Origin of the sequence: Bradyrhizobium jicamae (assembly GCF_018130695.1) — a bacterium.
In the GTDB taxonomy this organism is placed as follows: domain Bacteria; phylum Pseudomonadota; class Alphaproteobacteria; order Rhizobiales; family Xanthobacteraceae; genus Bradyrhizobium; species Bradyrhizobium jicamae_B.
In genome coordinates this window covers 81,053-102,433 of the sequence record NZ_JAFCJX010000002.1, presented here as the reverse complement: position 1 = coordinate 102,433, position 21,381 = coordinate 81,053, and the positions used below count along the sequence as shown (strand labels likewise).

Below are 21,381 nucleotides of genomic sequence, written 5' to 3'. Positions count from 1 at the left end.
ACGAACCCGTTCGGCGGCGCTCTTCGAAAACACGTGCGTAGAACACGGATCGATAAGTGCCTACATGCAGTCGCTCCAGGCGTTAGGCGTCCATTATTCTCTTCATCGTGGCCCTTTGCATGGATCGCGGCGCCAGACGATTTGAAAAGGCAGCCATCTTGTTCGACAGGCCGGCAATCACCATGGCCTTTCCTTGCATGAGCGCCCGAATGCCGCTCGCGGCGACCGGACGCGGCTTCATGGTGAGGAGGCGCAGCATGGCCGTTGCGGTTGCGCCGGCTGCCGCATCGAATCCCGTCGCGGTGTGCCCTGGGCAGAGACTAGTAACGACCACACCATGCGGGCGGAGTTCGTCATGCAGAGCCTCGCCAAAGGCCAGCACATAAGCCTTGGTCGCCGCATAGGCCGCATAGCTGGGAACGGCCTGTAAGGCCAGAAGGCTGGCGATGAGAAGGATATGTCCGGATCGCCGCTGAGCCATGTCGCGGCCGAAAAGATGGGTGAGCTCTGTGAGCGTGGTGATGTTGAGCTGGATCATGTTCGCAGTCTGCTCAATCGGCGTCTCCAAAAAATCGCCGTGCAAGCCGAATCCGGCATTGTTCACCAAGATGTCGATCATCACCGACCTCGCCTCGAGACTGCTTTTCAGGCGGCTTGCCGCGCCGCGCCCGGCAAGATTGATCGCCTCGACCAGCACGTCCACCCCGTATTTGCTGCGAAGATCGGAGGCAAGCTTTTCCATCGGCTTAAGCCGTCGGGCCGCCAATACGAGATTGACCTTCTGCGCCGCCAGGAGATCCGCGAATTCAAGGCCGAGGCCACTAGACGCGCCCGTGACCAGCGCCCATTTTCCGGCGAAGTTGTCCGTTGCTTCTTTCGATATCGCACTCTCTCTAGTTTGGTCAGCGAATGGGATCGGGCGAATTCTCAATCCGAACACCGGCCCATCCTTTCAAGCGGCAGCGGCGTCTCGAACCTGTTTCGCCGCTGCATCCAGAACGCCCTGAGCCAGACTGGGGTCGTTGATCACGCGCGATAGCGTCACCGCGCCGACCATCGTCGCGAGAATGGCCATCGCCTTGCTGCGGGAGGCCTCGTCGCCAGTTTCGGCGAGAAAGCGGTCCAGTACGTCGAGATGCGCTTTGATTCCCGCTTCGAATTCCGCCTTGACCTCGGGGCCCTGTCGGGCGGCATCCGAGCCGAGCGCCACGATCGGACAGCCATCCATCTTCTCTTCGCAATGGTCGCCACTGAGGTAGAACGCAATCACCGCTCCGAGTGGATCGTCAGGATGTGCCGCGGCCGCGTCTGACCATCGGCCGGACGCGCTTTCCAATGCGCGCCTGGACGCCTCCACCGCCAGATCCTCCTTTGAGGCGAACTGCTTGTAGAAAGCGCCTTGGGTGAGTCCCGCCCCCTTCATCAGATCCTTGAGACCGATGCCATCAAAGCCGCGCTCCCTGAACAGTCGACTGGCCACATTGATCACCGTTTGGCGGTTCTCGGCCGCCTGAGTGCGACTCACTCGCATCGTAGGTCTCCATTTGGATTTCGTTCGACTTCTATATCCAATATAGAGTTCAACTGCAATCTATCAATCCGGGCGGCCGGATTGACCGCCGCACAGCGAAGATCCCGGTTTCCGGGATCACGTTCCCGTTATCCCTTAAAATTAGATTGCGATTGAAATCTAACTTCCATATAGATGTCGTATGAAATCTAAAATCCGAAGGAGACGGTCATGATGAGGGGTGTTGCAGTGCTGGCCGGAATTCTGGTCCCAGCGGGGGTGGCGACCTTCGTTGCTCTTGCGATTCCCTCTCATGAAGCCTCCGCGGTCAGCGATCCGAGGCAGGAGCCCCCGATGGTCCGCCTGGTGACGGCCACGCGGGTCAGCGGATCTGAACGTGGTTTCACCGGGACCGTCGGCGCGCGCGTGGAAAGCAATCTCGGGTTTCGCGTGGCCGGAAAGATCGTCGAACGACTCGTGAATGTCGGCGAGCAGGTCAAATCCGGCCAGCCGCTGATGCGGATCGACGAAACCGATCTGCGTCTGGCGGTCGCAGCAAAGCGCAACGCGGTCGTCGCTGCGCGTGCGGTTGTCGTTCAGACCGACGCCGACGAGCGGCGCTACGCCAATCTGGTGAACGACGGATGGACGTCAAAGCAACGCTACGAGCAGGCGAAGGCCGCATCGGACACCGCCAAGGCGCAACTCGCCGCGGCCGAAGCCGAAGCAGGAGTGGCCGAAAACCAGGCGACCTATTCCATCCTGGTGGCGGACGCGGACGGAACAGTCACCCAAACACTTGGTGAGCCCGGCCAAGTGGTGTCCGCCGGCCAAACGGTCGTTCGGCTTGCGCAGTCCGGCCCTCGCGAAGCTGTGGTGGCGCTTCCCGAAACGACCCGGCCGGCGATCGGATCACTCGCCGAGGCGAGCTTGTATGGGAGCGATGGGCGCCGCTTTACCGCGCACCTGCGCCAGTTGTCGGATTCCGCCGATCCCCAGACCCGCACTTATGAGGCCCGCTACGTGCTCGATGGCGATGCCGCCGCGGCGCCGCTTGGCGCGACGGTCACCATTCGGCTTGCAAGCCAGGATCATCAGCCGGAAGTCCAGGTGCCGCTGGGAGCCGTGCTCGACGACGGCAGAACGACGGGCGTGTGGGTCTTCGACAGCGCGACCTCGACCGTACGCCTGCAGCCCGTCAAGCTTTTGCGCGTGACCAGCGAAACGGCCGTTATCTCCGGATCGAAGTCTGGTGACCAGATTGTTTCCCTGGGCGCTCATCTTCTGCACGAGGGCGCTCGCGTCAGGACCGCCTCGGACAGCGGGAGCAAGTGATGAGCTTCAATCTCTCCGCCCTCGCCGTTCGCGAACGGGCTGTCACCCTGTTCTTCATCCTCCTGCTGGCAGCCGCTGGCGCCTATGCCTTCTTCATGCTCGGGCGGGCCGAGGATCCATCCTTCACCATCAAGACCCTGACGGTCACGACGGTTTGGCCGGGCGCGACCGCCCGGGAGATGCAGGACCAGGTCGCCGACCCCCTGGAGAAGCGGATTCAAGAACTGACCTGGTACGATCGGGTGGAGACGACGACGCGGCCTGGTTACGCCTACATGACCGTGACGCTGAAAGACAGCACGCCGCCATCGAGCGTGCAGGAAGAATTCTACCAGGCCCGCAAGAAGCTGGGAGATGAAGCGCGCAAGCTGCCCTCTGGCGTGCTCGGCCCCTTCGTCAACGACGAATATTCCGACGTGAGCTTCGCCCTTTATGCCCTCAAGGCCAAGGGCATGCCGATGCGCGAACTCGCCAGGCAAGCCGAGACCATCCGCCAGGATCTTCTTCACGTGCCCGGCGTCAAGAAGATCAATATCCTCGGCGAGCGTCCCGAACAGATCTTCGTCGAGTTTTCCTACGTCAAGCTGGCAACGCTCGGCGTATCGGCAACGGATATCGTTGCCGCGTTGCAGCGGCAGAACACTTTGACCCCGGCGGGCTCGATTGACACCAAGGGACCGCAAGTCTTCATCCGGGTCGATGGCGCCTATGACAGCGTCCAGGCGATCGCCGACACCCCGATCGTCGCTGCCGGGCGGACGCTGAAGCTGTCCGACATTGCCGAGGTGCGCCGCGGCTACGAGGATCCACCCACCTATATCATCAGGCACCAGGGCGAGCCCACCATCATGCTCGCGGCGGTGATGCAGGAGGGCTGGAATGGTCTGGCTCTCGGCAAGGCGCTGGAGGAGAGGTCCGCAGCGATTGCCGGGACACTGCCGCTCGGGATGAGCCTCGCCAAGGTCAGCGACCAGGCTGTCAACATCACCTCGGCGGTCGACGAATTCATGATGAAGTTCGCGATGGCGCTAGGCGTGGTGCTGCTGGTGAGCCTGCTCAGCCTCGGCTGGCGCGTCGGCATCGTCGTGGCGGCGGCCGTGCCCCTGACGCTCGCCGTCGTGTTCCTTATCATGCTTGAAACCGGCCGGTTCTTCGACCGCATCACTCTCGGCGCTTTGATCCTCGCGCTCGGTCTGCTCGTCGACGACGCCATCATCGCGATCGAGGTGATGGTGGTGAAGATGGAAGAGGGCATGGACCGCATCTCGGCGGCGGCCTATGCGTGGAGCCACACCGCGGCGCCGATGCTGTCCGGAACGCTCGTGACGATCGCGGGCTTCCTGCCGGTTGGTTTTGCGCGCTCGACCGCGGGCGAATACGCCGGCAACATCTTCTGGGTCGTGGGGTTCGCCCTCATCGTCTCCTGGATCGTCGCTGTGATCTTCACGCCGTACCTCGGCGTCAAGATGCTGCCCGCCATCAAGCCGGTCGAAGGCGGCCATCAAGCGATTTACGGCACGCCCAACTATCAGCGCCTGCGAGGCCTCATCACCCTCGCCGTCCGGCATAAATTCCTGACCTGCAGCATCGTCGGCATCGCCTTCGCGCTTTCCGTAGTCGGCATGGGTGGCGTCAAGCAGCAGTTCTTCCCGACCTCCGATCGCCCGGAAGTGCTGGTGGAGGTTCGCCTGCCGGAAGGCACCAGCATCGAGACAACGACGGCCACCGTCGAAAAAATCGAGGGCTGGCTGCACGATCAATCCGAGGCCAAGATCATCACAAGTTATGTCGGTCAGGGCGCGCCCCGCTTCTTCTTCGCGATGGCGCCCGAGCTGCCCGATCCGGCCTTCGCGAAGATCGTCGTCCTGACGCCTGACGCACAGGCACGCGAGGCGTTGAAGCACCGGCTCCGCCAGACCGTGTCACTGGGGCTCGCGCCTGAGGCCAATGTGCGCGTCACCCAGCTCGTGTTCGGACCCTATACGCCGTTCCCGGTGGAGTTTCGTGTGATGGGACCGGATCCGACACAATTGTACGCCATCTCTCAGAAGGCCCTCGAAATCATGCGTGGCGTTCCCGATGTGCGGCAGGCAAATCGCGATTGGGGTAATCGCACGCCCGTGCTGCGCTTCATACCGGATCAGGATCGACTGAACCTCATCAGCCTCTCTCCGGCGGAGGTGGGACGTCAACTCCAGTTCCTGCTCACCGGCATCGCCGTGACGCAGGTTCGCGAGGACATCCGCAATGTCCCGATCGTGGCACGCAGCGCCGGTGGCGAGCGGCTGGATCCGGCGCGTCTGGCGGATTTCTCGTTGATGAGCCGGGACGGCCGTTCAATTCCGCTCGACCAAGTCGGCCATTCGGAAATCCGGCTTGAAGAGCCGATTATGAAGCGCCGCGATCGCACCCCTGTCGTCACGATACGCTCGGATATCAACGAGGCGACCCAGCCTCCGGAGGTCTCCAAGGAGATCAAGACGGCCCTCCAGCCGCTGATCGCATCCCTTCCGGCCGGCTATCGTATCGAGCTGGGCGGATCGATCGAGGAGGCAACCAAGGCCAATACTGCGTTGGGCAAAATCTTCCCGGTCATGATCGCTGCCATGCTGATCGTCGTCATGCTGCAGGTGCGATCGTTCTCGACGATGGCGATGGTTGTCCTGACCGGACCGCTCGGCCTCGTCGGTGTCGTGCCGGCATTGCTCCTCTTCAACCAGCCGTTCGGCTTCAACGCGATTCTGGGCCTGATCGGACTGGCGGGCATCCTGATGCGCAACACTCTGATTCTGACCGAACAGATCAAGGAGAACCTTGCCGCCGGACTTGACGACTATCATGCCGTCATTGAGGCCACGGTGCAACGCACGAGGCCCGTGATCCTCACGGCGCTTGCTGCCGTCCTGGCCTTCATCCCGCTCACGCATTCCGTCTTCTGGGGCTCGATGGCCTACACGCTGATCGGTGGCACCGCGGTCGGAACGGTTCTGATCCTGCTGTTTCTGCCGGCGCTCTATGCCACCTGGTTCCGGATCAAGCCGGCCGCAGATGGGACGCATGCGGAGACGACGGAAGAAGCGCATGCACAACCGGCAATGGCTGCCGAATAGGGGTCTCGCAGACTCATGAATCACCGAAAGGCCGGATTCTGCGAGGCGGCCTGCGAAAGCGCGCCGTCCCCCGTCGCGCAAGAAAAATGACTGCCTGAGTGGAGACGACTTTTGAGCAAGCTATTCACCCTCCTTTCGATGGCCCTCGTCGGGCTCGCTGGCGCAGACTACCTGAGCGTCGCGCCGGCCGTCTCAACAGACGCCTCTGGATACTGTCTCCAGGACTATTCGTCAGCCATACGGAAATGCAGTTTCGATACGCTCGAACAGTGCATCGTCGCTATTTCAAGTCGCGGTGGGAGCTGCGCTCGCCATCCTCGACCGGACGAGCGGCCTTCTATGGCAGCGAACTGAGAAGCTGCATGTTCTGGCCAAGCCCGGCTTTCTCGAAGCGCGGGTTGGCCGATCGACCTTGCGCACGCGCGTCAGAATGGTTGCCTTCCGTCAGGATGACGCCGACGACCGGAAGAACCGAGCTCGATTGGGTGCCAGAAAAGATGGCCGTTGCGCCTCGTAACTATTAATACTAAAGTGACTTATATTCAAAAACTGTCGTGGGGAAACAAATGCGCAAGGTTGGGATACACAACTTTCCTGACATCGATCGTGTGGTGTACGGCAAGTCCGCAGCCGAGGCTTTGAACGATGAAGCGGTGCGGCTGATTGCCAATCGCGTTTTCCTCCTGGTGAGCCGCACCTTGAATACCAAGACCGACGAGATCGAAAAGATCCGCCGCGCGCTCGGCAACAAGCATGTAACAACCTTCGACGGGATCGCGCAGCACACCACCCGTAGACAGGCCGCAGAGGTCGCGCGTCAAGCGAAGGAGGCGCATGCTGATCTGGTGGTAGCTGTGGGCGGAGGTTCTGCGGTCGACCTCGCGAAGATCGTCATCATGGCCATGGAACACAACATTTTCGATGAGGCAGGCTTCGACCCGTTCGTTATGGGGCCTGGCGTGCCCATCTCTCCATTCCGTGCGCCCACAGTGCGGCAGATCGCAGTGCCGTCGACGCTGAATGGCGGCGAGTACAATGCCGGTGCGCTCGTCACGGACGAGCGCACCAAGCTGAAGCAGATATTCTTCCACCCACAGATGTCACCCGTGGCGGTCATCCTTGATCCCGACCTCAGCCTTCATACGCCCATGAACCTATGGATGGGCTCCGGGACACGCTCGATGGATCACGGCATCGAAGCCCTGTGCTCGCCGGCGGGCACGCCATTGGCGGATGAAGTGGTCCTGGCGGGCATCCGTCTTTTGCGCGAGGGTATGCTCCGCACCTTGCAGCACCCGAATGACATGGAAGCGCGACGTCAATCGCAACAAGGCTCATGGCTGGCCGCCTTCGGTCTGCAAGCACGCGTTCCGATGGGGGCAAGCCACGGCATCGGGCACGTGCTTGGCGGCACTTTCGATGTTCCTCACTATTACTGTACGCCCGTCATCATGCCTAGCCTGCTTCGGTACAATAAGTCCTTTACAGAGGATGCGCAGAAGCGCCTGGCAGCCGCCCTCGGCAGCCCTGATATGGAAGCTGGAGATGCCTTTGCCGGTTTCGTGAAAGCCCTCGGACTGCCTACGCGTCTGGCCGACGTCGGCGTCGGTGAAGACAAGTTCGAGAAGATCAGCAAGATTGCGATCAATCACCGCTTCGTCCAGACCAATCCGCGGCCGTTCAAGAGCGAAGCGGATATTGTCGATCTGCTGCGAATGGCCGCTTAACCGAACCGGTTTACGCGATCTTTATGGCTGAGGTGCGTGCGATCGGCAAAGATTCGGCTTGCGCTAAGTCTATGCAAGCCTTGTCCCGCATACCCAGGAGCCACTCTTATCTCTAAGGACGGAGTAACGATGACTGCTCCCATTGATTTGTTTCCCGGGTTTGATTCGGTGTATGCCGAAACAGGATCAGGGCGCATCTTTGCGCGGGTTGGCGGTAAAGGGCCGCCTCTTCTGCTGTTGCATGGATTTCCTCAAACCCATGTGATGTGGCATCATTTGGCGCCGACACTCGCAGAACGGTTTTCGCTCGTCATCGCTGATCTTCCGGGATACGGCGTGTCAGACGTTCCCAAGACCGACGCAAACCATACGCCTTACACGAAACGAGCAATGGCCCGAACGATGGTCGAGGTGATGGAAAGTCTCGGCCACTCGCACTTCTCTTTAGTAGGCCATGACCGGGGAGGACGCGTCGGCTATCGTTTGGCGCTCGATCATCCCGAGCGCCTTTCGCGACTTGTCGTCCTCGACATATTGCCTACTTACAATTACTGGACGAATCTCAGCCGTCTTTCGGCGCTTCGCATCTATCACTGGACGTTTCTCGCTCAGCCTCATCCTTTACCCGAGACGCTGATCTCGCGAGACCCGGACGGATACTTCGGCCCCGTGTTCGCGGAGGGTTTCGATTCCCGGGCCGTAGAACACTATCTCAGCGCGTTGCGCGATCCGGAACGCGTGCATGGCCTTTGCGAAGACTACCGCGCCGGCGCCTATGCAGACTTCGACCATGACAAGAGCGATCTTGATGCCGGGAGGAAGATTACAACGCCCGTTCATGTCATCTGGGGAAGCCGTGGCATCGCCGCTTCGGGCGCCCAGCCGCTGATCGTCTGGAAACATTGGGCGACGCAGGTCACGGGAGAAGCCGTCGAGGCAGGTCACTTCATGTGCGAGGAAGCTCCAGATGCTACTCAGACGGCCCTCCTGAAGTCCCTCGCGGGCTAATCAGCCGACCGGCACGAGCGCCGACGGCAGAAGATCGGCGATGCGAGGGTATCCATCGACGGCCATCAGCAAGTCCGCCTCGGCCAAGATGCATCGCAGCACGTGAACGATGCCCTCGACGCCGTCGAGCGCGAGCCCATAGGCATACGGCCGGCCGATGCCGACGGCGGTGGCGCCCAAGGCCAGAGCCTTGACAACATCCGTGCCTGAGCGAATTCCCGAGTCAAAAAGAACGGGTGTGTTGCCGGAGGCTCTAACGATGCCGGGCAGCAGGTCCACCGCCGCGATGCCGCCGTTTGCCTGGCGGCCGCCGTGGTTTGAACAATAGATGCCATCGACGCCAACGTCGATGGCACGTCGCGCGTCGTCGGGATGACAAATGCCCTTCACGATCAAGGGCAGTTTCGTCAGCGAGCGCAACCACGGAAGATCATCCCAGGTCAGAGGATGTCCGAAGATCGTCCCCCACTTCATGATAGCAGCGGCAACGTCGCTCTCGGGCGGCTTTGCGAGACTGCCGCGAAATACAGGGTCCGAAAAATAGTTGGCGAGGGCATGCCCACGGAGCTGAGGGAAATTGGCCTGATTGAGATCGCGTGGACGCCACCCGGTCACCCACGTGTCCAACGTCACAACGATCCCCTTGAAGCCGGCGACCTCAGCCCGGTGAACCAGGCTCTCGGCAAGCGCACGATCGGTAGGCGTATAGAGCTGAAATAAGCCAGTCGTCTCGCCGAGTTCCGCAGCAACCTGTTCGAGCGGAGCGTTGCTCAAGGTCGATGCAATCATGGGCACGCCAAGCCTGCATGCGGCCGTTGCCGTCGCAATATCACCGCGCCCATCCTGTGCGCACAAACCAATGACGCCAATCGGGCACAGAAATAACGGTGTCGGAAGCTGCATTCCAAAGAGATTAACCGACAGGTCGCGCTTCGCAGCACCTACGAACATGCGTGGGATCAAACCCCAGCGTTCAAAAGCAGCTACGTTGACATTCTGCGTATGCTCGTTCCCGCAGCCACCCGCCACATAGGATACGACCCACGGTGGCATTGCGGCATGAGCCCGGCGCTCGAGCTCACGAAAATCGACCGGAAGTTTCGGCAGCACCCCGTGCGAGCCCGAACGATAGATTTCAAACTGGTAGTCGCCATAATCAGCCACGCCGACCTCTCCTTGCCGGTGCCACTTTTTAGAACCACCGCTGCGCTGGTGGCGAAGATACGCGCTCAGCGCTCCCCGACGAAGCTGCCGTCCCTGCGGCGGAGAAGGATGTCGGATGTCACCGTCGTTACGTCCTGTACGCCGGTCAGAGCCATCGTCGTGTCGAGTTCCTTGCGGAGAATCTCAAGCATGGACGTAACCTGCCTCTTTCCGCCGCATGCCAGAGCATAGAGATATGCCCGCCCGATCATGCAGGCGCGAGCTCCGAGCGCCAGCGCCTTGAGTATGTCCTGGCCCGACCGAATACCGCCGTCGAACATGACCTCGGTCGTGCCTCCGACCGCATCGACGATGGAAGGCAGCGCACCGATCGACGAATCCGTGCCATCGAGTTGCCGGCCGCCGTGGTTGGACACAACAATCGCATCCGCGCCACACGATACGGCCTGGCGCGCGTCGTATTCGTCAAGCACTCCCTTGATGATCAGCTTCCCCGACCACATGCTGCGAATCCAGCCTACGTCATCCCACGTCAACGACGGATCAAACTGGTCGGACACCCACCGGGCCAGCGAGGCCAAGCCGTCCTTGCTGGACGGAGCGCTTTGCAGGTTTCCGAATGATCGCCGCTTTCCCATGAGCACGCTCAATGCCCATTGCGGCTTTGAAGCGACATCGAACGCATTTCGTAGCGTCACTCTTGGAGGAACACTCAAGCCATTCTTGATGTCCCGGTGCCGCTGGCCACCGACCTGAAGGTCGACGGTCAAAACAAGCGCCGAACATTTTGCAGCGGCAGCGCGCTCCAGCAGAGAGCGCGTAAAGCCGCGGTCCCGCATGACATAGAGTTGAAACCAGAACGGGTCACGGACAGCGCTGCGAACGTCCTCAATGGAACAGATCGACATGGTGCTCAGGCAAAACGGAATTCCGGCTTCCTCGGCCGCCAGAGCACCATGTATTTCACCGTCGGCATAGAAGAGCCCGCCGAGGCCCGTCGGCGCAATGATGAGCGGCATACTCCGATCTTCGCCGACAATCCGCGTCCGAAGCGAACGTCCGGACACGTCCATCATGACGCGTTGTCGAAAGCGCAGGGTCTCCAGATCGTCCCTGTTGGCGCGCAACGTGACTTCATCGTATGATCCACCATCGCCATACTCGAATATCGCGCGAGGAATGCGGCCTTTTGCCAGCCGTCGAAAATCCTGGACATTCGTTATTGGCATGGCTGCTCCAAATCGCCCGGGACAATCCGCGCTGTCTTAGCCGCAACAACTGCATCCTTTCAGCCCCGTCCCCCGATCGCATCGTTATCGAGAAGCGGCCTCGCGAACCTGACGCGCTTCGTACGCCTTCACATGGGCATAGGCGGTGCTTAGGAGAATCGGGAGCTCGCCTGCGGGGACGCGGCCAAGCAGATCACCGAGAATATGATCGCCCTCGGTCCGGGCTCCGCGCTCTATATCGCGCACCATGGAGGCCATGAGTGGAGAGCCAGGCGTTGTGAGAATGGAACGCACGCGCTCTATGTAGGCTGGACGTGGTTCAAACCCCTGCTTGGCCGCGATCGCGCTGGCCTCGTCGAGCAACCGCATCACCACGCCGGATGCGCCGGCAGCTACGATGTCCCCAATCGACGCGCGCATCAAGCATGTCGAGCCGGCGGTGGTGGCGATCATCACCCACTTTTCCCACATGGCCTGCAGAATGTTGTCGCTATGCTCAGCGTCGAAGCCGGCACCCGACAACGCATCGACGATCTCGGCCCGACGTTCAGATCGCGTCTTCGTCTGCTCGCCAAAGCTTAGCGTGTGCAGATCCGTCATGTGCAAAATCGCGCCGTCGGCAGAAAGCGCCGCTGAGATGGCACACTGACCGCCGAACACGCTCTTCTCATCGAACCGGGCGTTCAGCACGTCGAGATGACGCAAGCCATTCAGCAGAGGTATGATGATCGAGCTTTTGCCCACCGCGGGGGCAAACGACTCCATCGCGCCGTCGAGATCGTAGGCCTTGCAGCTCACAATGATGAGATCATATTGGCCGTTGAGCCGTTCGGACGTGACGGTCGGAGGCGCGGGTAGATGCAGATCGCCAACCTTGCTCTTGATCACCAGCCCGGCTCTCGCGAGCGCCTCCGCGCGTTTGGGCCTTACCAGGAACGTGACGTCGCGCCCTGCTGCCAGAAGCCTCGCGCCAAAATATCCGCCCAGAGCTCCGGCTCCGATTACCAGTATCCGCAAAATTCATCTCCTCTTGAAGGTGAAGGATCGTCGTCTAGGGCCGAGGCAGGATCCGAGCGCTCGCATCGTCAGCGCCGAAAGCAGGGGCTCAGTGGGATGCCGACGGGCGCGCCTAGTCCGCGGCGCCGACGGGCTTTCCGAAGGGAACCCAGCTTTTGCCGTTGAAACTCTCGAACTGAAGCGATCTCCACGCCTGGTTATTGTTCATGCTGGTGTTGATGGCGCTGCCTGGGAGAGCTAACGAAGGAGAGAAGTTTCTCAAGTTTAGCGCCTGCTTCATTATGTTTTCGCGCGTCAGGTCATTGCCACACTGCTCGAGAATCTTCTGGAGTATTTCACCCTGGACGACACCGGCAACATAAAGCGTCTCCGCGACATCAGCGGCAGGGATGTACTTGGCGAGAAACGCGCGATAGCTTTTTACCCCGGGATCCTGCTCCCATGTTGGGTCCATCGGATCCTTCAGGAACGTGCTTGATACCACCCCCCTGGCGTTGTCGAGTCCCGCCGCCGCAAGAGTACCAGCAACGGAGGTGGTTGAATTGACAATGACCGTCAGCGGACTCCAGCCGATCTCGCGGCTTCTACGGAGGGCCTGCGCGGTGAACTTGGGCGACCCGGCGATAAAGAACGCTTCTGCTCCCGAGCTCTTGAGCGACACGACCTGAGAGTCGACGGTCGGATCAGCCGCTTCGTAGGATTTTGTCACGACAAGTTTGTCGAAATCGTCATTCATGTAGGAGCGGAACGCGCCGACAAAATCTTTCCCCAGGTCATCATTCTGATAGAGTATGGCGATGCGCGAACCCGGCATCTTTTCAGTTATGAATTTCGCGTACACCTTACCCTCGGTGTCGTAGCTCGGAAGGCCGGTCGTGGTGTAAGGATACTCGGCATGATTGGTGAATTTGTTGGCGCCTGAGAGGACAAAGAGGTGCGGCACCTTTTTGGTGTTGGCGTATTTCACGTTCGCAGAAATGCTTGCGGTTCCAAGCGGGCTGAACAGAAATGCGACCTCCTCGCTTTCCACCAACTTGCGGGTCTGTTCGACAGATTTGCTCGGCGAATACGCATCGTCGAGCGCTATCAGTTTGATCTTGCGACCGTTAACGCCGCCCTTGTCATTGATGAACTCGACATAGGCCATCAATGCCTTGCCTACATTGCCGAGGGCCGAGGCAGGACCACTGAAAGGAAACGTCGCGCCGACCCTGATCTCCGATGCAGTAACCCCGACTGGATCCTCGGCTACCGCCTTCTGCGCAAGCGACACCGGCGCGGTTGCAAGCATCAGCATCGCGAGAACGACTCTCTTCTGCCACATCGTACTTCCCCACAATGAGACGCGCTCGGCGTCAAATGGCGTTTCCGTTCGGCGCCCCGCAACTGGCGGCGGGTTGCGCACATTTTGAGACACGGCTTTGGCCAGTCCCGGCTGTCTTCAGCCAATATCCGATGGTCCTCTCGCGCGGGAGATCGCGTTAGGCGTGTCGGATAATGACTGCCGTCTGATTCTCGCGGTGCGAGAAGCCGGCCGCAGCCGGCGAACCGCGCAGGTGCCGCTCTTAATCCCTGTAACGCGAACCCTTTGCGTCCAGTGCGCGGCGATAAGCCTCGAACGAATCTTGCCCAAAGGAGGTTTTCTCGTCGAAGCCCTTCGCAACCTCGCTCTGCATCTGACGCGTCGTACGGTGCAGTATCTCTTCTGGCAAAGGCCGCCAGCCCTTCCCGAACGTTGCAGCTGCGAGCTGCACCTCGCAGGCGCGTTGCAGGATCGTCATTCGGAACAGCGCCTCCGCGGCAGTCCTACCGCAGGTCAGAAGACCGTGATGCCTCAGGATCATGTAGTTCTTGTTGCCGAGCGATTTGACGAGGCGCTCGCGCTCGCCGAGATCCGTCGAAATGCCCTCGAAATCGTGATACGCAATTTGCCCGTAGAGCATCGCACCGTAAAAGGTGTGAGGCGAGAGCCCCTCTTCCGTGCACGCAACGGCTACACCGGCCGTCGTGTGCGTGTGAGCAATGAAATGGGCGTCATCGCGCGCGGCATGAACCGAGGAATGGATCGTGAAGCCCGGCGCGTTGACACGACCCGCAACGTCCGCAACTTTTTTCCCATCAAGATCGATCTTGATGAGATTGGAAGCTGTGACTTCGTTGTACGCCAGCCCGAATGAATTGATCAGAAAGTGCTTGTCGGGACCCGGCACGCGAGCCGTGATGTGATTGTAGATGTGTTCGCACCAGCCTAGATCAAAAAACACATGATACAGCGCAGCGAGATCCTCACGGACCAGCCGCTCTTCCGCGACCAGAGCATTCTGGCCGACTTTTCCAGGGGAAGTTTGGACGTTCATGCGATCCCTCCGAACAAGACTATTGCTGGCCGGCATCTCAGTTGAGCAGATCCGGCTGTTCTTTTACGATCTTCGAATACAGGGTCTGGAATTGAAACCACCCTGTCCTTGGAGCACCGAGGATGGCGAAAGCCTGTTTTGCTGATGCTTCGGGAATGACCTTGAGAGCCTGGCCGGTTCGCGCCGCCGCCGCCTCGGCCAGCAGCTGAACCTGGCACGACCGCTCCATCGTGATGAACCACCAGACCGCCTCATCCACGCTCTGTCCCACGGTCAACAATCCATGGTTCTGCAAGATAGCCGCCTTGTGCGACCCCAGCGCCTTGGCGATTTGCTGGCCTTCGTCCACTTCGACTGCCACGCCACCGTAATCTTCGTAGAGAGCATGGTCGTTGTAGAACGCGCAGGCGTCCTGCGTGATCGGCTCCAGTTTCCGCGCCAACGTTGAGAACGCCCGGCCATACGTTGAGTGTGAATGCGCCGCACCGATCGAATCGGGACGAGCCGCATGAACACTTGCGTGAATCGCGAAAGCAGCCGCATTGACCGGTTGATCGCCCTCGACGACGTCGCCTTTGTGATTGACCCGAATGAGATCCGACGCCTTTATCAAAGCGAAGCTCATCCCGAAGCCATTCACCCAGAACGTGTCAGTGAACTCCGGGTCACGCACGGTGATGTGGCCCGCGACCCCCTCGTCGAAACCGAACTTCGCAAAGAGCCTCAGTCCCGCAGCCAGTCGCTCCTTCCTGTGCTGCCTCTCTTCAGCCAGTGTCTTGAAGACGGGAGGCTGTGGCAGCCCCGCACGCATCTTCGTTACGGCTCCAGCGTGTTGGTCCTGCAGGTGATGCTCGTTCATCGTGTTGCCTTCGTATTCAATATACCGCGCAAGGTCCGCGGCACAGTGACGGGAATTGTTCGACGCCGCGCTGATAAGGGTTTAGGTTCAGCTATCGGGTATCCGCTGCTGCTACTAGACTGGCAGCAAGCAGCGCAAAGACAATTGAAATCGATTGTGGATCGTTGAATCTGGCTCACTGCAGAAATGTCGAAAACCCAATCAGCCCTTCCTCCTTTGGCAAGCCTTCGTGCGTTCGAGGCTCTCGCGCGGTCAGGCAGCGTTAAGCTTGCTTCGGAAAGCCTGAACCTCACGCCTTCTGCGATCAGCCACCAAATTCGTACGCTGGAGGGGCACTTTGGCGTTCAACTCGTCCGGCGCAGCGGCCGGAGCATCGAATTCACCGAAAGCGGCGCGATTTATGCCAGCGCTGTGCTTAGCTCCTTCGACGAACTTTTTCGCGCCGGCGACCTCCTGGAAGATCAAAAGCGCGGCCCTATTGTCCGTGTCAGCGTGACGCCGACATTCGCGATGTTTGCGGCGCTGCCCTACCTTGAGAAATTCCGTATTGATAATCCGGGACTCGATCTCAGGCTTGAGGCCAAGAATACGCTGGTCGATTTCGAGAGAGACAATATCGACGCCGCAGTCCAATTCGGCGAGCCCCCGTTCGGCACTCTGACCTACCATAGGCTGCTTAGATCCCGGGCCGCCCCATGCGTGGACCCGAAGCTCTTGGATCGCTTCGCCCCAATCCAACATCCGGAAGATCTGACGAAGCTGCCATTGATAAAGTTCGCTACGGCGCCAGACCTTTGGCGAAGATGGTTCGAGGAGTACGAACCGCAAGTCGCTACCAAGGAACCGGACCTAGTCGGCGACAGCCTCTTGACGGCGATACAGATGGCCAGGTCCTCGATTGGCGTAGTACTGGCGCCTTTTCCCTTGGTCGCACCGCTGGTAAGCAGCGGCGCCCTTACAGTCATGGCGCAATGGGGCTCGAAAGGCATAGCGCTGAGGGACTTCTACTTCACTCATCGGAAGGTCGACGGCTCGTCCGAAAAAATCAAAGCTGTCCACAAATGGCTGAAGGCCGTGGCCAAGGCATTGGAGACTGATTCACGGAAGCTGGGCGTTTAATCTAAAGCGAGTTCTGTCCAAGTCTACCCGGCGTATTTGCACAGTGCCGAATTCGCCGACTCCGCAACACAGGCCTTGTGGATCTTCTTCACGCCAGATGCTTCGATTTCTCGCGCTTCAGCGGCCTCTTCGCATTCGGGCTCTTAGTTCGTGCCGAGGCTTTACCCTGCCCCTTCGCGGTTCCGAGGACCTGCACCTCTTTGCCCAGGACGTATTCGCGAGCTACGCTCATTATCTCCGAGGAGAGTTCCGGTTGATCCACCGCCCGTGCCAACAGCAAGGCACCCACGATCTCGGACACAATGGCTATCGCTTCTCGCTTCGATGGTCCGTTCACGTCCTCCGACAGAACGTCGATCATCTCTCTCAGGCCACTTGAAAAAGCCCTTTTGATGCCTACGCCGGCCCGCGTGACCTCGGCACCAAGCGCGGGAAGCGCGCAACCGTTTGCGATATCGTCACGGTGTCGGTCCGTGAGGTAGTAGTCGACGATGCTCAAAAGACGTTCGCCGGGATTCGAGCGATCGGCCGCCTTCCGCCATTGCTGCACCGATCCGTCCATGGCCCGGGCGAAAGCTCTTTCGATCAGATCACGACGAGATTTGAAATGGAGATAGAAGCCGCCGTGCGTCAGACCGGCAGACTTCATGAGCCCTGCGACCTTAATGCTTTCGATTCCCCGCTCGCGGATATGAGCCGAAGCGCGCTCAACGATACGAGCCGACGTTCCGGCTCTATGACCTTTCTCGTATCGCATAATGTCTCGCCATCAACGAGCGACTGGCCAATCGATCATTTGCGGCCAAGACTCCCGCGCCCGTGTGGGCCATCACCGGTCCAATCGCGACTCCAGCTCATTGTAAATCAAGCCGATACAGCCCAATACGGCAAACCTGCTGCCATGCCTATTCAATACTGAATTACGTACCTCCAGCTCTGGATGATAGATATCATTCATATTTCGCGAGGCCTGACCATGACAAAGACTGCTGCACCTTGGCCCGACCGCCCCGGTGCTCCGGTGCAAACGGGCCAGAAGTTTGAGCCGGCGGAAATCCGCAAGCGAGTTGTTCGGGCCAACGGGCTGGAGTTTCCGGTCCTCGAAGCCGGCGATGGGCCACTGGTGCTATGCCTGCACGGATTTCCAGATCATTCGCAAAGCTGGGTTTACGTCTTGGGCCGTCTCGCGCGGGAGGGATATCGGGCCGTTGCTCCGGCGCTGCGCGGATTTTGGGCCGGGGGCGCTGCGCCCGACGGATCCTACCGGGCCGCTGCGATTGGGCAGGACGTCCTCGCCCTTATCGAAGCCTTGGGCTTCGAACAGGCCTATGTCATCGGTCACGATTTCGGAGCACGGGCGGCCTACTCCGCCGCAAGTCTCGATGCGTCGCGGATCCACAAGCTTGTAGGGTTAGCGGTCCCCTATGGGAAAGGCTTGCCGCAGGCGTTCGTGGCCGACGGTGATCAACAGCGACGAAGCTGGTACATGTTCTTCTTCCATACGCGTTTTGCCGAGCCGGCCGTTCAGCTCAACGACTTCGCCTTCCTCGATCGGCTTTGGCGGGAGTGGTCGCCCGGCTACAAGATGCCGGCTTCGGATCGCACGGCGTTGATCGACACGTTCAGACAGCCTGGAGTCGTGCCCCAGACGCTCGCCTACTACAGGCAATTGTTTACCCCGGCCCCCGAAGCGGAAGCCCAGGCCCTCGAAGCTCGCGCGAACGGCCCGATCGCTGTCCCAACCCTCTATCTGCACGGGGAGGACGACGGCTGCATGTCGGCGCGGCTTAGCGAAGACATGGCTGCAGCATTCACGAAAGGCTTCGAACGCGTCGTCATGCCCGGTGTCGGCCATTTCCTGCATCTTGAAAAACCCGAGGTGGTTTTGGGCCACATTCTGCCTTTTCTCAGGAGCTGATGGCCTCAAGGGGCCGCGCGCGCCTGCCTTTCGGTTCAAAGAACGCCCAGTCACATCCTCCAAAAGGAAGCGTCGATGTCCAAAGTTACCGGCGCCGGCGGAGACGTTGGCTCCATCAGCAAAACGATGATCAATTTGCTCATCGAGAAGAAGTATCCGGTGCGTGCCCTTCCTACATAAGGACGACGAGGGCGCAAGCTCTTCGGCAGCTGGGCGCCAACGTGTTTGTGGGAGATGCTCAACGTCGCTGATGTTCCGGCAGCCCCTGGAGGGCTGCCGCCGGGTCTACTTCAGCATGAGCTTGAACCCCTATTGCACCGATGCGACCTGGCCGCGACTGGACGGTATGAGGCCGTCACCGGCGAGCTCGAACATCTGCTCGGACGCGCTCCGAAGAGCTTCAGATGGTCTTTGGAGCGATCGCCCCGGCTCCTCGACGCCGGCGGTAAAGCCTGACCGCGACGAATTCTTTCTGAAGTTACATCCCGGGCGACTCGCACGGTGGCTGGCGCCTTAATCCCTTGCGCCTCTCGGTGTCTTCGCCGCCGACTTGCCAGCGGATTTCACGCGTTGCACCGGACGGCGGATCAAGGCCTGGGAGGCCTGCTGCAGGTGACGAAAGCACTCATCGTGCTGCAGACCGGGGCTCAATTTCCCGCCGAGGTGCCGCAGGCCCCATCGACCGAGAGCCAACACGATGACGCCGAGCTCGCGACCCGGATCTGTCAGGGTATAGGCAGCCCTGGGAGGATGATCGCTATAAAATTCGCGGCGTACGAGGCCGTGTTCCTCAAGTACCTTCAAGCGATCGGAGAGCACATTGGGAGCCATGCGGGGCAGACGCTCCTGAAGATCCTGAAAGCGCATGGTGCCGGGAAGCAAGTCCCTGATGATGAGCAGCGTCCACCGCGCGCCGACGATGTCGAGCGTTCGGGCTACCGGACAAGTTACGTCGAGGCTCTTTCTTGCCATCCAAAATGAGGTCCCAGAATCCTTAACTTGTCCAAATATAGTCAATATTACCGGAATTGAAACTGCGCCGAGTGCCATGATCTGCGGGCCCCACCTCGCATGATTAGGCTCGCAGGCACGGCTGCAGCTCCAACGTCGCGGGCCAGGGGCTTGCGATCCCGACCGCGCCCAACGATTGTTCGTCCTCTTTGTCCCCGTGCGATTCTTCGCGCGTGCTGTTATGAAATCTGCGGCCCGCCGCTGACCTGCACTTCATCCCTCAGCTCGCGGCGCAAGATCTTCCCGACATTGCTCTTCGGCAGTTCAGACCTGAACTCGATCAGCTTCGGTACCTTGTATGCTGTCAACTGGGTCCCGGCAAATCTGACGAGTTCCTCCGCCGTCAGCTGGGGGTCGGCACGAACAACAAAAACTTTCACCGCCTCGGTCGATTTCACGTCCGGCACGCCGATTGCGGCACACTCCAGCACCCCCGCGTGGCTCGATATCACCGCTTCCACCTCGCTCGGATACACGTTGAAGCCGGAAACGATGATCATATCCTTCTTACGGTCCACGATCTTGGTGAATCCGTCGACCGACATGACGCCGATGTCACCGGTTCGGAAGAACCCGTCAGGAGTCATTACCCGGACGGTCTCATCGGGCCTATTCCAGTAGCCGGACATCACCTGAGGTCCTTTTCCGCAGATCTCGCCGGCTTCACCGATCGGGACCTCGTTTCCGTCGTCGTCACGGATCGAGATATAGGTCGATGGAAGCGGCAAACCGATCGTGCCGGAGAACTCCGTCATGGTCGGCAACGTGGCCGTCAGCGTCGGTGAGGTCTCGGAAAGCCCGTAGCCTTCGGAAAGGACACAGCCAGTCACCGCAAGCCACTTGTCCGCGACAGCCTTTTGCGTTGCCATTCCTCCGCCGATTGCCATCCGCAACTGTGAAAAATCCACGTTCTTGAAGTCGGGATGCCGCAGGAGCCCGTTGAACAGCGTGTTGACGGCCGGGAAACTGTGAATCTTGTATTTGCGGAGCTCCTTGACGAAGCCATCGATGTCCCGCGGGTTTACGATCAGAAGATTGACGCCGCCGACTCGCACGGAGAACAAGAAGCAAACGGTAAGCGCGAAGATATGATACAGCGGCAGCGCGCAAACCGTCAGCAAAGCCTGTCTTGCGGGAACGCTGCGGAAGGCAGGCTCGCTCCAGGCGCAAATCTGAAGAACGTTGGCCACCATATTGTGATGGAGCAAGGTCGCTCCTTTCGAGACGCCGGTGGTGCCTCCTGTGTATTGCAGGAACGCAACGTCGTGCGGACCGATATCAGGTCTCCTCAGCTTCGTCATTCGACCCGCCGACAGTGCCGCGTTGAACGAGACGGAGTTCGGCAGCGCATAGGCAGGGACCATCTTCTTCACCTTGCGAACGACAAAGTTTACGAAAAGACCCTTCGGACCGAGCAACTCTCCCATCGAACAGATGACGATGTGCCTTACGTTCGTTCTTGGCAGCACCTTCTCCAAGGTCGCAGCAAAGTTCTCTAGGATGAAAATCGCCTCCGCGCCCGAATCGTTCAACTGATGCTCGAGTTCTCGAGGCGTGTAGAGAGGATTCACGTTTACGACCGCGCAGCCTGCACGCAAGGCTGCCACGCCAGCGATCGGATTTTGGAGGACGTTCGGCATCATCACAGCAACCCGACTCCCCTTCGCCAGGCCTTTGCTCTGCAGGTAAGCCCCGATTGCAGCCGACATCTCGTCGAGCTCGCGGTAGGTGATTGCCTTGTCCATGCAGATCGCCGCTTTACGATCTCCAAATTTCGCAAAGCTCTCTTCGAACATCTCGATCAATGACGGAAATTGATCAGCGTCGATATCCGCCGGAACTCCGACAGGATAATTCCCCAGCCAAAAACGGTCCACGTTTACTCCTCCCTGTAGGGACTGCCTTTGCAGCCTCGACCTGTCCGCCATGTGCGCCACGCCTCGGTTGTCCGAGCGACGATATTAGCGCCGAAACCGCAATACCATAGTTCCTTTTTGATATTGACTTTCTATTAAAA

General features: G+C 59.8%; 18 protein-coding genes. 7 read left to right on the top strand and 11 right to left on the bottom strand.

Features of this window, described 5'->3' with window-relative positions; all coding sequences use genetic code 11:
* Positions 1 to 82: 82 nt before the first annotated feature.
* On the bottom strand, positions 83 to 883 hold the full coding sequence (locus tag JQ604_RS03235) for an SDR family NAD(P)-dependent oxidoreductase (protein WP_212353858.1): 801 nt from the start codon (positions 881 to 883) through the stop codon (positions 83 to 85).
* A gap of 69 nt (positions 884 to 952) precedes the next feature.
* On the bottom strand, positions 953 to 1,531 hold the full coding sequence (locus JQ604_RS03230) for a TetR/AcrR family transcriptional regulator (protein ID WP_212352928.1): 579 nt from the start codon (positions 1,529 to 1,531) through the stop codon (positions 953 to 955).
* Positions 1,532 to 1,741: 210 nt separating this feature from the next.
* On the opposite strand from JQ604_RS03230, the gene JQ604_RS03225 reads away from it, so the two are divergent.
* From JQ604_RS03225 to JQ604_RS03205, 5 genes are all read left to right on the top strand, one after another.
* On the top strand, positions 1,742 to 2,845 hold the full coding sequence (locus JQ604_RS03225; RefSeq protein ID WP_212352926.1) for an efflux RND transporter periplasmic adaptor subunit: 1,104 nt from the start codon (positions 1,742 to 1,744) through the stop codon (positions 2,843 to 2,845).
* Entirely contained in the window at positions 2,845 to 5,955 is a 3,111-nt protein-coding gene (locus JQ604_RS03220) for an efflux RND transporter permease subunit (protein WP_212352924.1), read from the top strand. Before JQ604_RS03225 ends, JQ604_RS03220 begins: the two co-directional genes overlap by 1 nt.
* A gap of 138 nt (positions 5,956 to 6,093) precedes the next feature.
* The gene (locus JQ604_RS03215; RefSeq protein WP_249158009.1) at positions 6,094 to 6,309 is read left to right on the top strand and encodes a DUF3551 domain-containing protein; all 216 of its coding nucleotides are present in this window, start codon (positions 6,094 to 6,096) and stop codon (positions 6,307 to 6,309) included.
* 212 nt (positions 6,310 to 6,521) lie between these two features.
* The gene (locus tag JQ604_RS03210) at positions 6,522 to 7,682 is read left to right on the top strand and encodes an iron-containing alcohol dehydrogenase (protein WP_212352921.1); all 1,161 of its coding nucleotides are present in this window, start codon (positions 6,522 to 6,524) and stop codon (positions 7,680 to 7,682) included.
* 129 nt (positions 7,683 to 7,811) lie between these two features.
* Positions 7,812 to 8,690, top strand: a complete 879-nt coding sequence (locus JQ604_RS03205) for an alpha/beta fold hydrolase (protein WP_212352919.1) — start codon at positions 7,812 to 7,814, stop codon at positions 8,688 to 8,690.
* Here the strand turns inward: JQ604_RS03205 and JQ604_RS03200 are convergent, their stop codons facing one another.
* The 6 genes from JQ604_RS03200 to JQ604_RS03175 all read right to left on the bottom strand — a co-directional run bounded on the left by JQ604_RS03200 (position 8,691) and on the right by JQ604_RS03175 (position 15,316).
* The gene (locus JQ604_RS03200) at positions 8,691 to 9,854 is read right to left on the bottom strand and encodes a lactate 2-monooxygenase (RefSeq protein ID WP_212352917.1); all 1,164 of its coding nucleotides are present in this window, start codon (positions 9,852 to 9,854) and stop codon (positions 8,691 to 8,693) included.
* Positions 9,855 to 9,919: 65 nt separating this feature from the next.
* Positions 9,920 to 11,083 (bottom strand): alpha-hydroxy acid oxidase, encoded by a 1,164-nt coding sequence (locus tag JQ604_RS03195; RefSeq protein WP_212352916.1) that lies wholly within the window; start codon positions 11,081 to 11,083, stop codon positions 9,920 to 9,922.
* An 84-nt stretch (positions 11,084 to 11,167) separates the two neighbouring features.
* Complete coding sequence (locus tag JQ604_RS03190; protein WP_212352914.1) at positions 11,168 to 12,100, bottom strand: ketopantoate reductase family protein; 933 nt, start codon at positions 12,098 to 12,100, stop codon at positions 11,168 to 11,170.
* 112 nt (positions 12,101 to 12,212) lie between these two features.
* Positions 12,213 to 13,424, bottom strand: a complete 1,212-nt coding sequence (locus tag JQ604_RS03185) for an ABC transporter substrate-binding protein (protein ID WP_249157974.1) — start codon at positions 13,422 to 13,424, stop codon at positions 12,213 to 12,215.
* A 241-nt stretch (positions 13,425 to 13,665) separates the two neighbouring features.
* Positions 13,666 to 14,457, bottom strand: a complete 792-nt coding sequence (locus JQ604_RS03180) for a class II aldolase/adducin family protein (protein ID WP_212352912.1) — start codon at positions 14,455 to 14,457, stop codon at positions 13,666 to 13,668.
* 37 nt (positions 14,458 to 14,494) lie between these two features.
* Complete coding sequence (locus JQ604_RS03175) at positions 14,495 to 15,316, bottom strand: class II aldolase/adducin family protein (RefSeq protein WP_212352910.1); 822 nt, start codon at positions 15,314 to 15,316, stop codon at positions 14,495 to 14,497.
* A 186-nt stretch (positions 15,317 to 15,502) separates the two neighbouring features.
* On the opposite strand from JQ604_RS03175, the gene JQ604_RS03170 reads away from it, so the two are divergent.
* A complete protein-coding gene (locus JQ604_RS03170; protein WP_212352908.1) occupies positions 15,503 to 16,435 on the top strand; it encodes a LysR substrate-binding domain-containing protein in 933 nt (310 codons plus the stop codon).
* Between the two features lie 88 nt (positions 16,436 to 16,523).
* Here JQ604_RS03170 and JQ604_RS03165 read toward each other — a convergent pair whose 3' ends face one another.
* Positions 16,524 to 17,192 (bottom strand): TetR/AcrR family transcriptional regulator, encoded by a 669-nt coding sequence (locus JQ604_RS03165; protein WP_212352906.1) that lies wholly within the window; start codon positions 17,190 to 17,192, stop codon positions 16,524 to 16,526.
* 219 nt (positions 17,193 to 17,411) lie between these two features.
* On the opposite strand from JQ604_RS03165, the gene JQ604_RS03160 reads away from it, so the two are divergent.
* Positions 17,412 to 18,353: an alpha/beta fold hydrolase gene (locus JQ604_RS03160; RefSeq protein WP_212352904.1), complete on the top strand. Its 942-nt coding sequence runs from the start codon at positions 17,412 to 17,414 to the stop codon at positions 18,351 to 18,353.
* 513 nt (positions 18,354 to 18,866) lie between these two features.
* On the opposite strand, the gene JQ604_RS42090 is transcribed toward JQ604_RS03160, so the two are convergent.
* Positions 18,867 to 19,220 carry a winged helix-turn-helix transcriptional regulator gene (locus tag JQ604_RS42090; RefSeq protein WP_433996225.1) on the bottom strand — a complete coding sequence of 118 codons (354 nt, stop codon included), beginning with the start codon at positions 19,218 to 19,220 and terminating at the stop codon, positions 18,867 to 18,869.
* 323 nt (positions 19,221 to 19,543) lie between these two features.
* Positions 19,544 to 21,241: a long-chain-fatty-acid--CoA ligase gene (locus JQ604_RS03150; RefSeq protein WP_212352901.1), complete on the bottom strand. Its 1,698-nt coding sequence runs from the start codon at positions 21,239 to 21,241 to the stop codon at positions 19,544 to 19,546.
* Positions 21,242 to 21,381: the final 140 nt, after the last annotated feature.

Bases quoted from the DNA above. Each gene is read 5' to 3' on its own strand.
- JQ604_RS03230 (WP_212352928.1), bottom strand. From the start codon at position 1,531: ATGCGAGTGAGTCGCACTCAGGCGGCCGAGAACCGCCAAACGGTGATC.
- JQ604_RS03225 (WP_212352926.1), top strand. From the start codon at position 1,742: ATGATGAGGGGTGTTGCAGTGCTGGCCGGAATTCTGGTCCCAGCGGGG.
- JQ604_RS03220 (WP_212352924.1), top strand. From the start codon at position 2,845: ATGAGCTTCAATCTCTCCGCCCTCGCCGTTCGCGAACGGGCTGTCACC.
- JQ604_RS03215 (WP_249158009.1), top strand. From the start codon at position 6,094: ATGGCCCTCGTCGGGCTCGCTGGCGCAGACTACCTGAGCGTCGCGCCG.
- JQ604_RS03210 (WP_212352921.1), top strand. From the start codon at position 6,522: ATGCGCAAGGTTGGGATACACAACTTTCCTGACATCGATCGTGTGGTG.
- JQ604_RS03205 (WP_212352919.1), top strand. From the start codon at position 7,812: ATGACTGCTCCCATTGATTTGTTTCCCGGGTTTGATTCGGTGTATGCC.
- JQ604_RS03195 (WP_212352916.1), bottom strand. From the start codon at position 11,083: ATGCCAATAACGAATGTCCAGGATTTTCGACGGCTGGCAAAAGGCCGC.
- JQ604_RS03185 (WP_249157974.1), bottom strand. From the start codon at position 13,424: ATGTGGCAGAAGAGAGTCGTTCTCGCGATGCTGATGCTTGCAACCGCG.
- JQ604_RS03180 (WP_212352912.1), bottom strand. From the start codon at position 14,457: ATGAACGTCCAAACTTCCCCTGGAAAAGTCGGCCAGAATGCTCTGGTC.
- JQ604_RS03175 (WP_212352910.1), bottom strand. From the start codon at position 15,316: ATGAACGAGCATCACCTGCAGGACCAACACGCTGGAGCCGTAACGAAG.
- JQ604_RS03170 (WP_212352908.1), top strand. From the start codon at position 15,503: ATGTCGAAAACCCAATCAGCCCTTCCTCCTTTGGCAAGCCTTCGTGCG.
- JQ604_RS03165 (WP_212352906.1), bottom strand. From the start codon at position 17,192: ATGCGATACGAGAAAGGTCATAGAGCCGGAACGTCGGCTCGTATCGTT.
- JQ604_RS03160 (WP_212352904.1), top strand. From the start codon at position 17,412: ATGACAAAGACTGCTGCACCTTGGCCCGACCGCCCCGGTGCTCCGGTG.
- JQ604_RS42090 (WP_433996225.1), bottom strand. From the start codon at position 19,220: ATGCGCTTTCAGGATCTTCAGGAGCGTCTGCCCCGCATGGCTCCCAAT.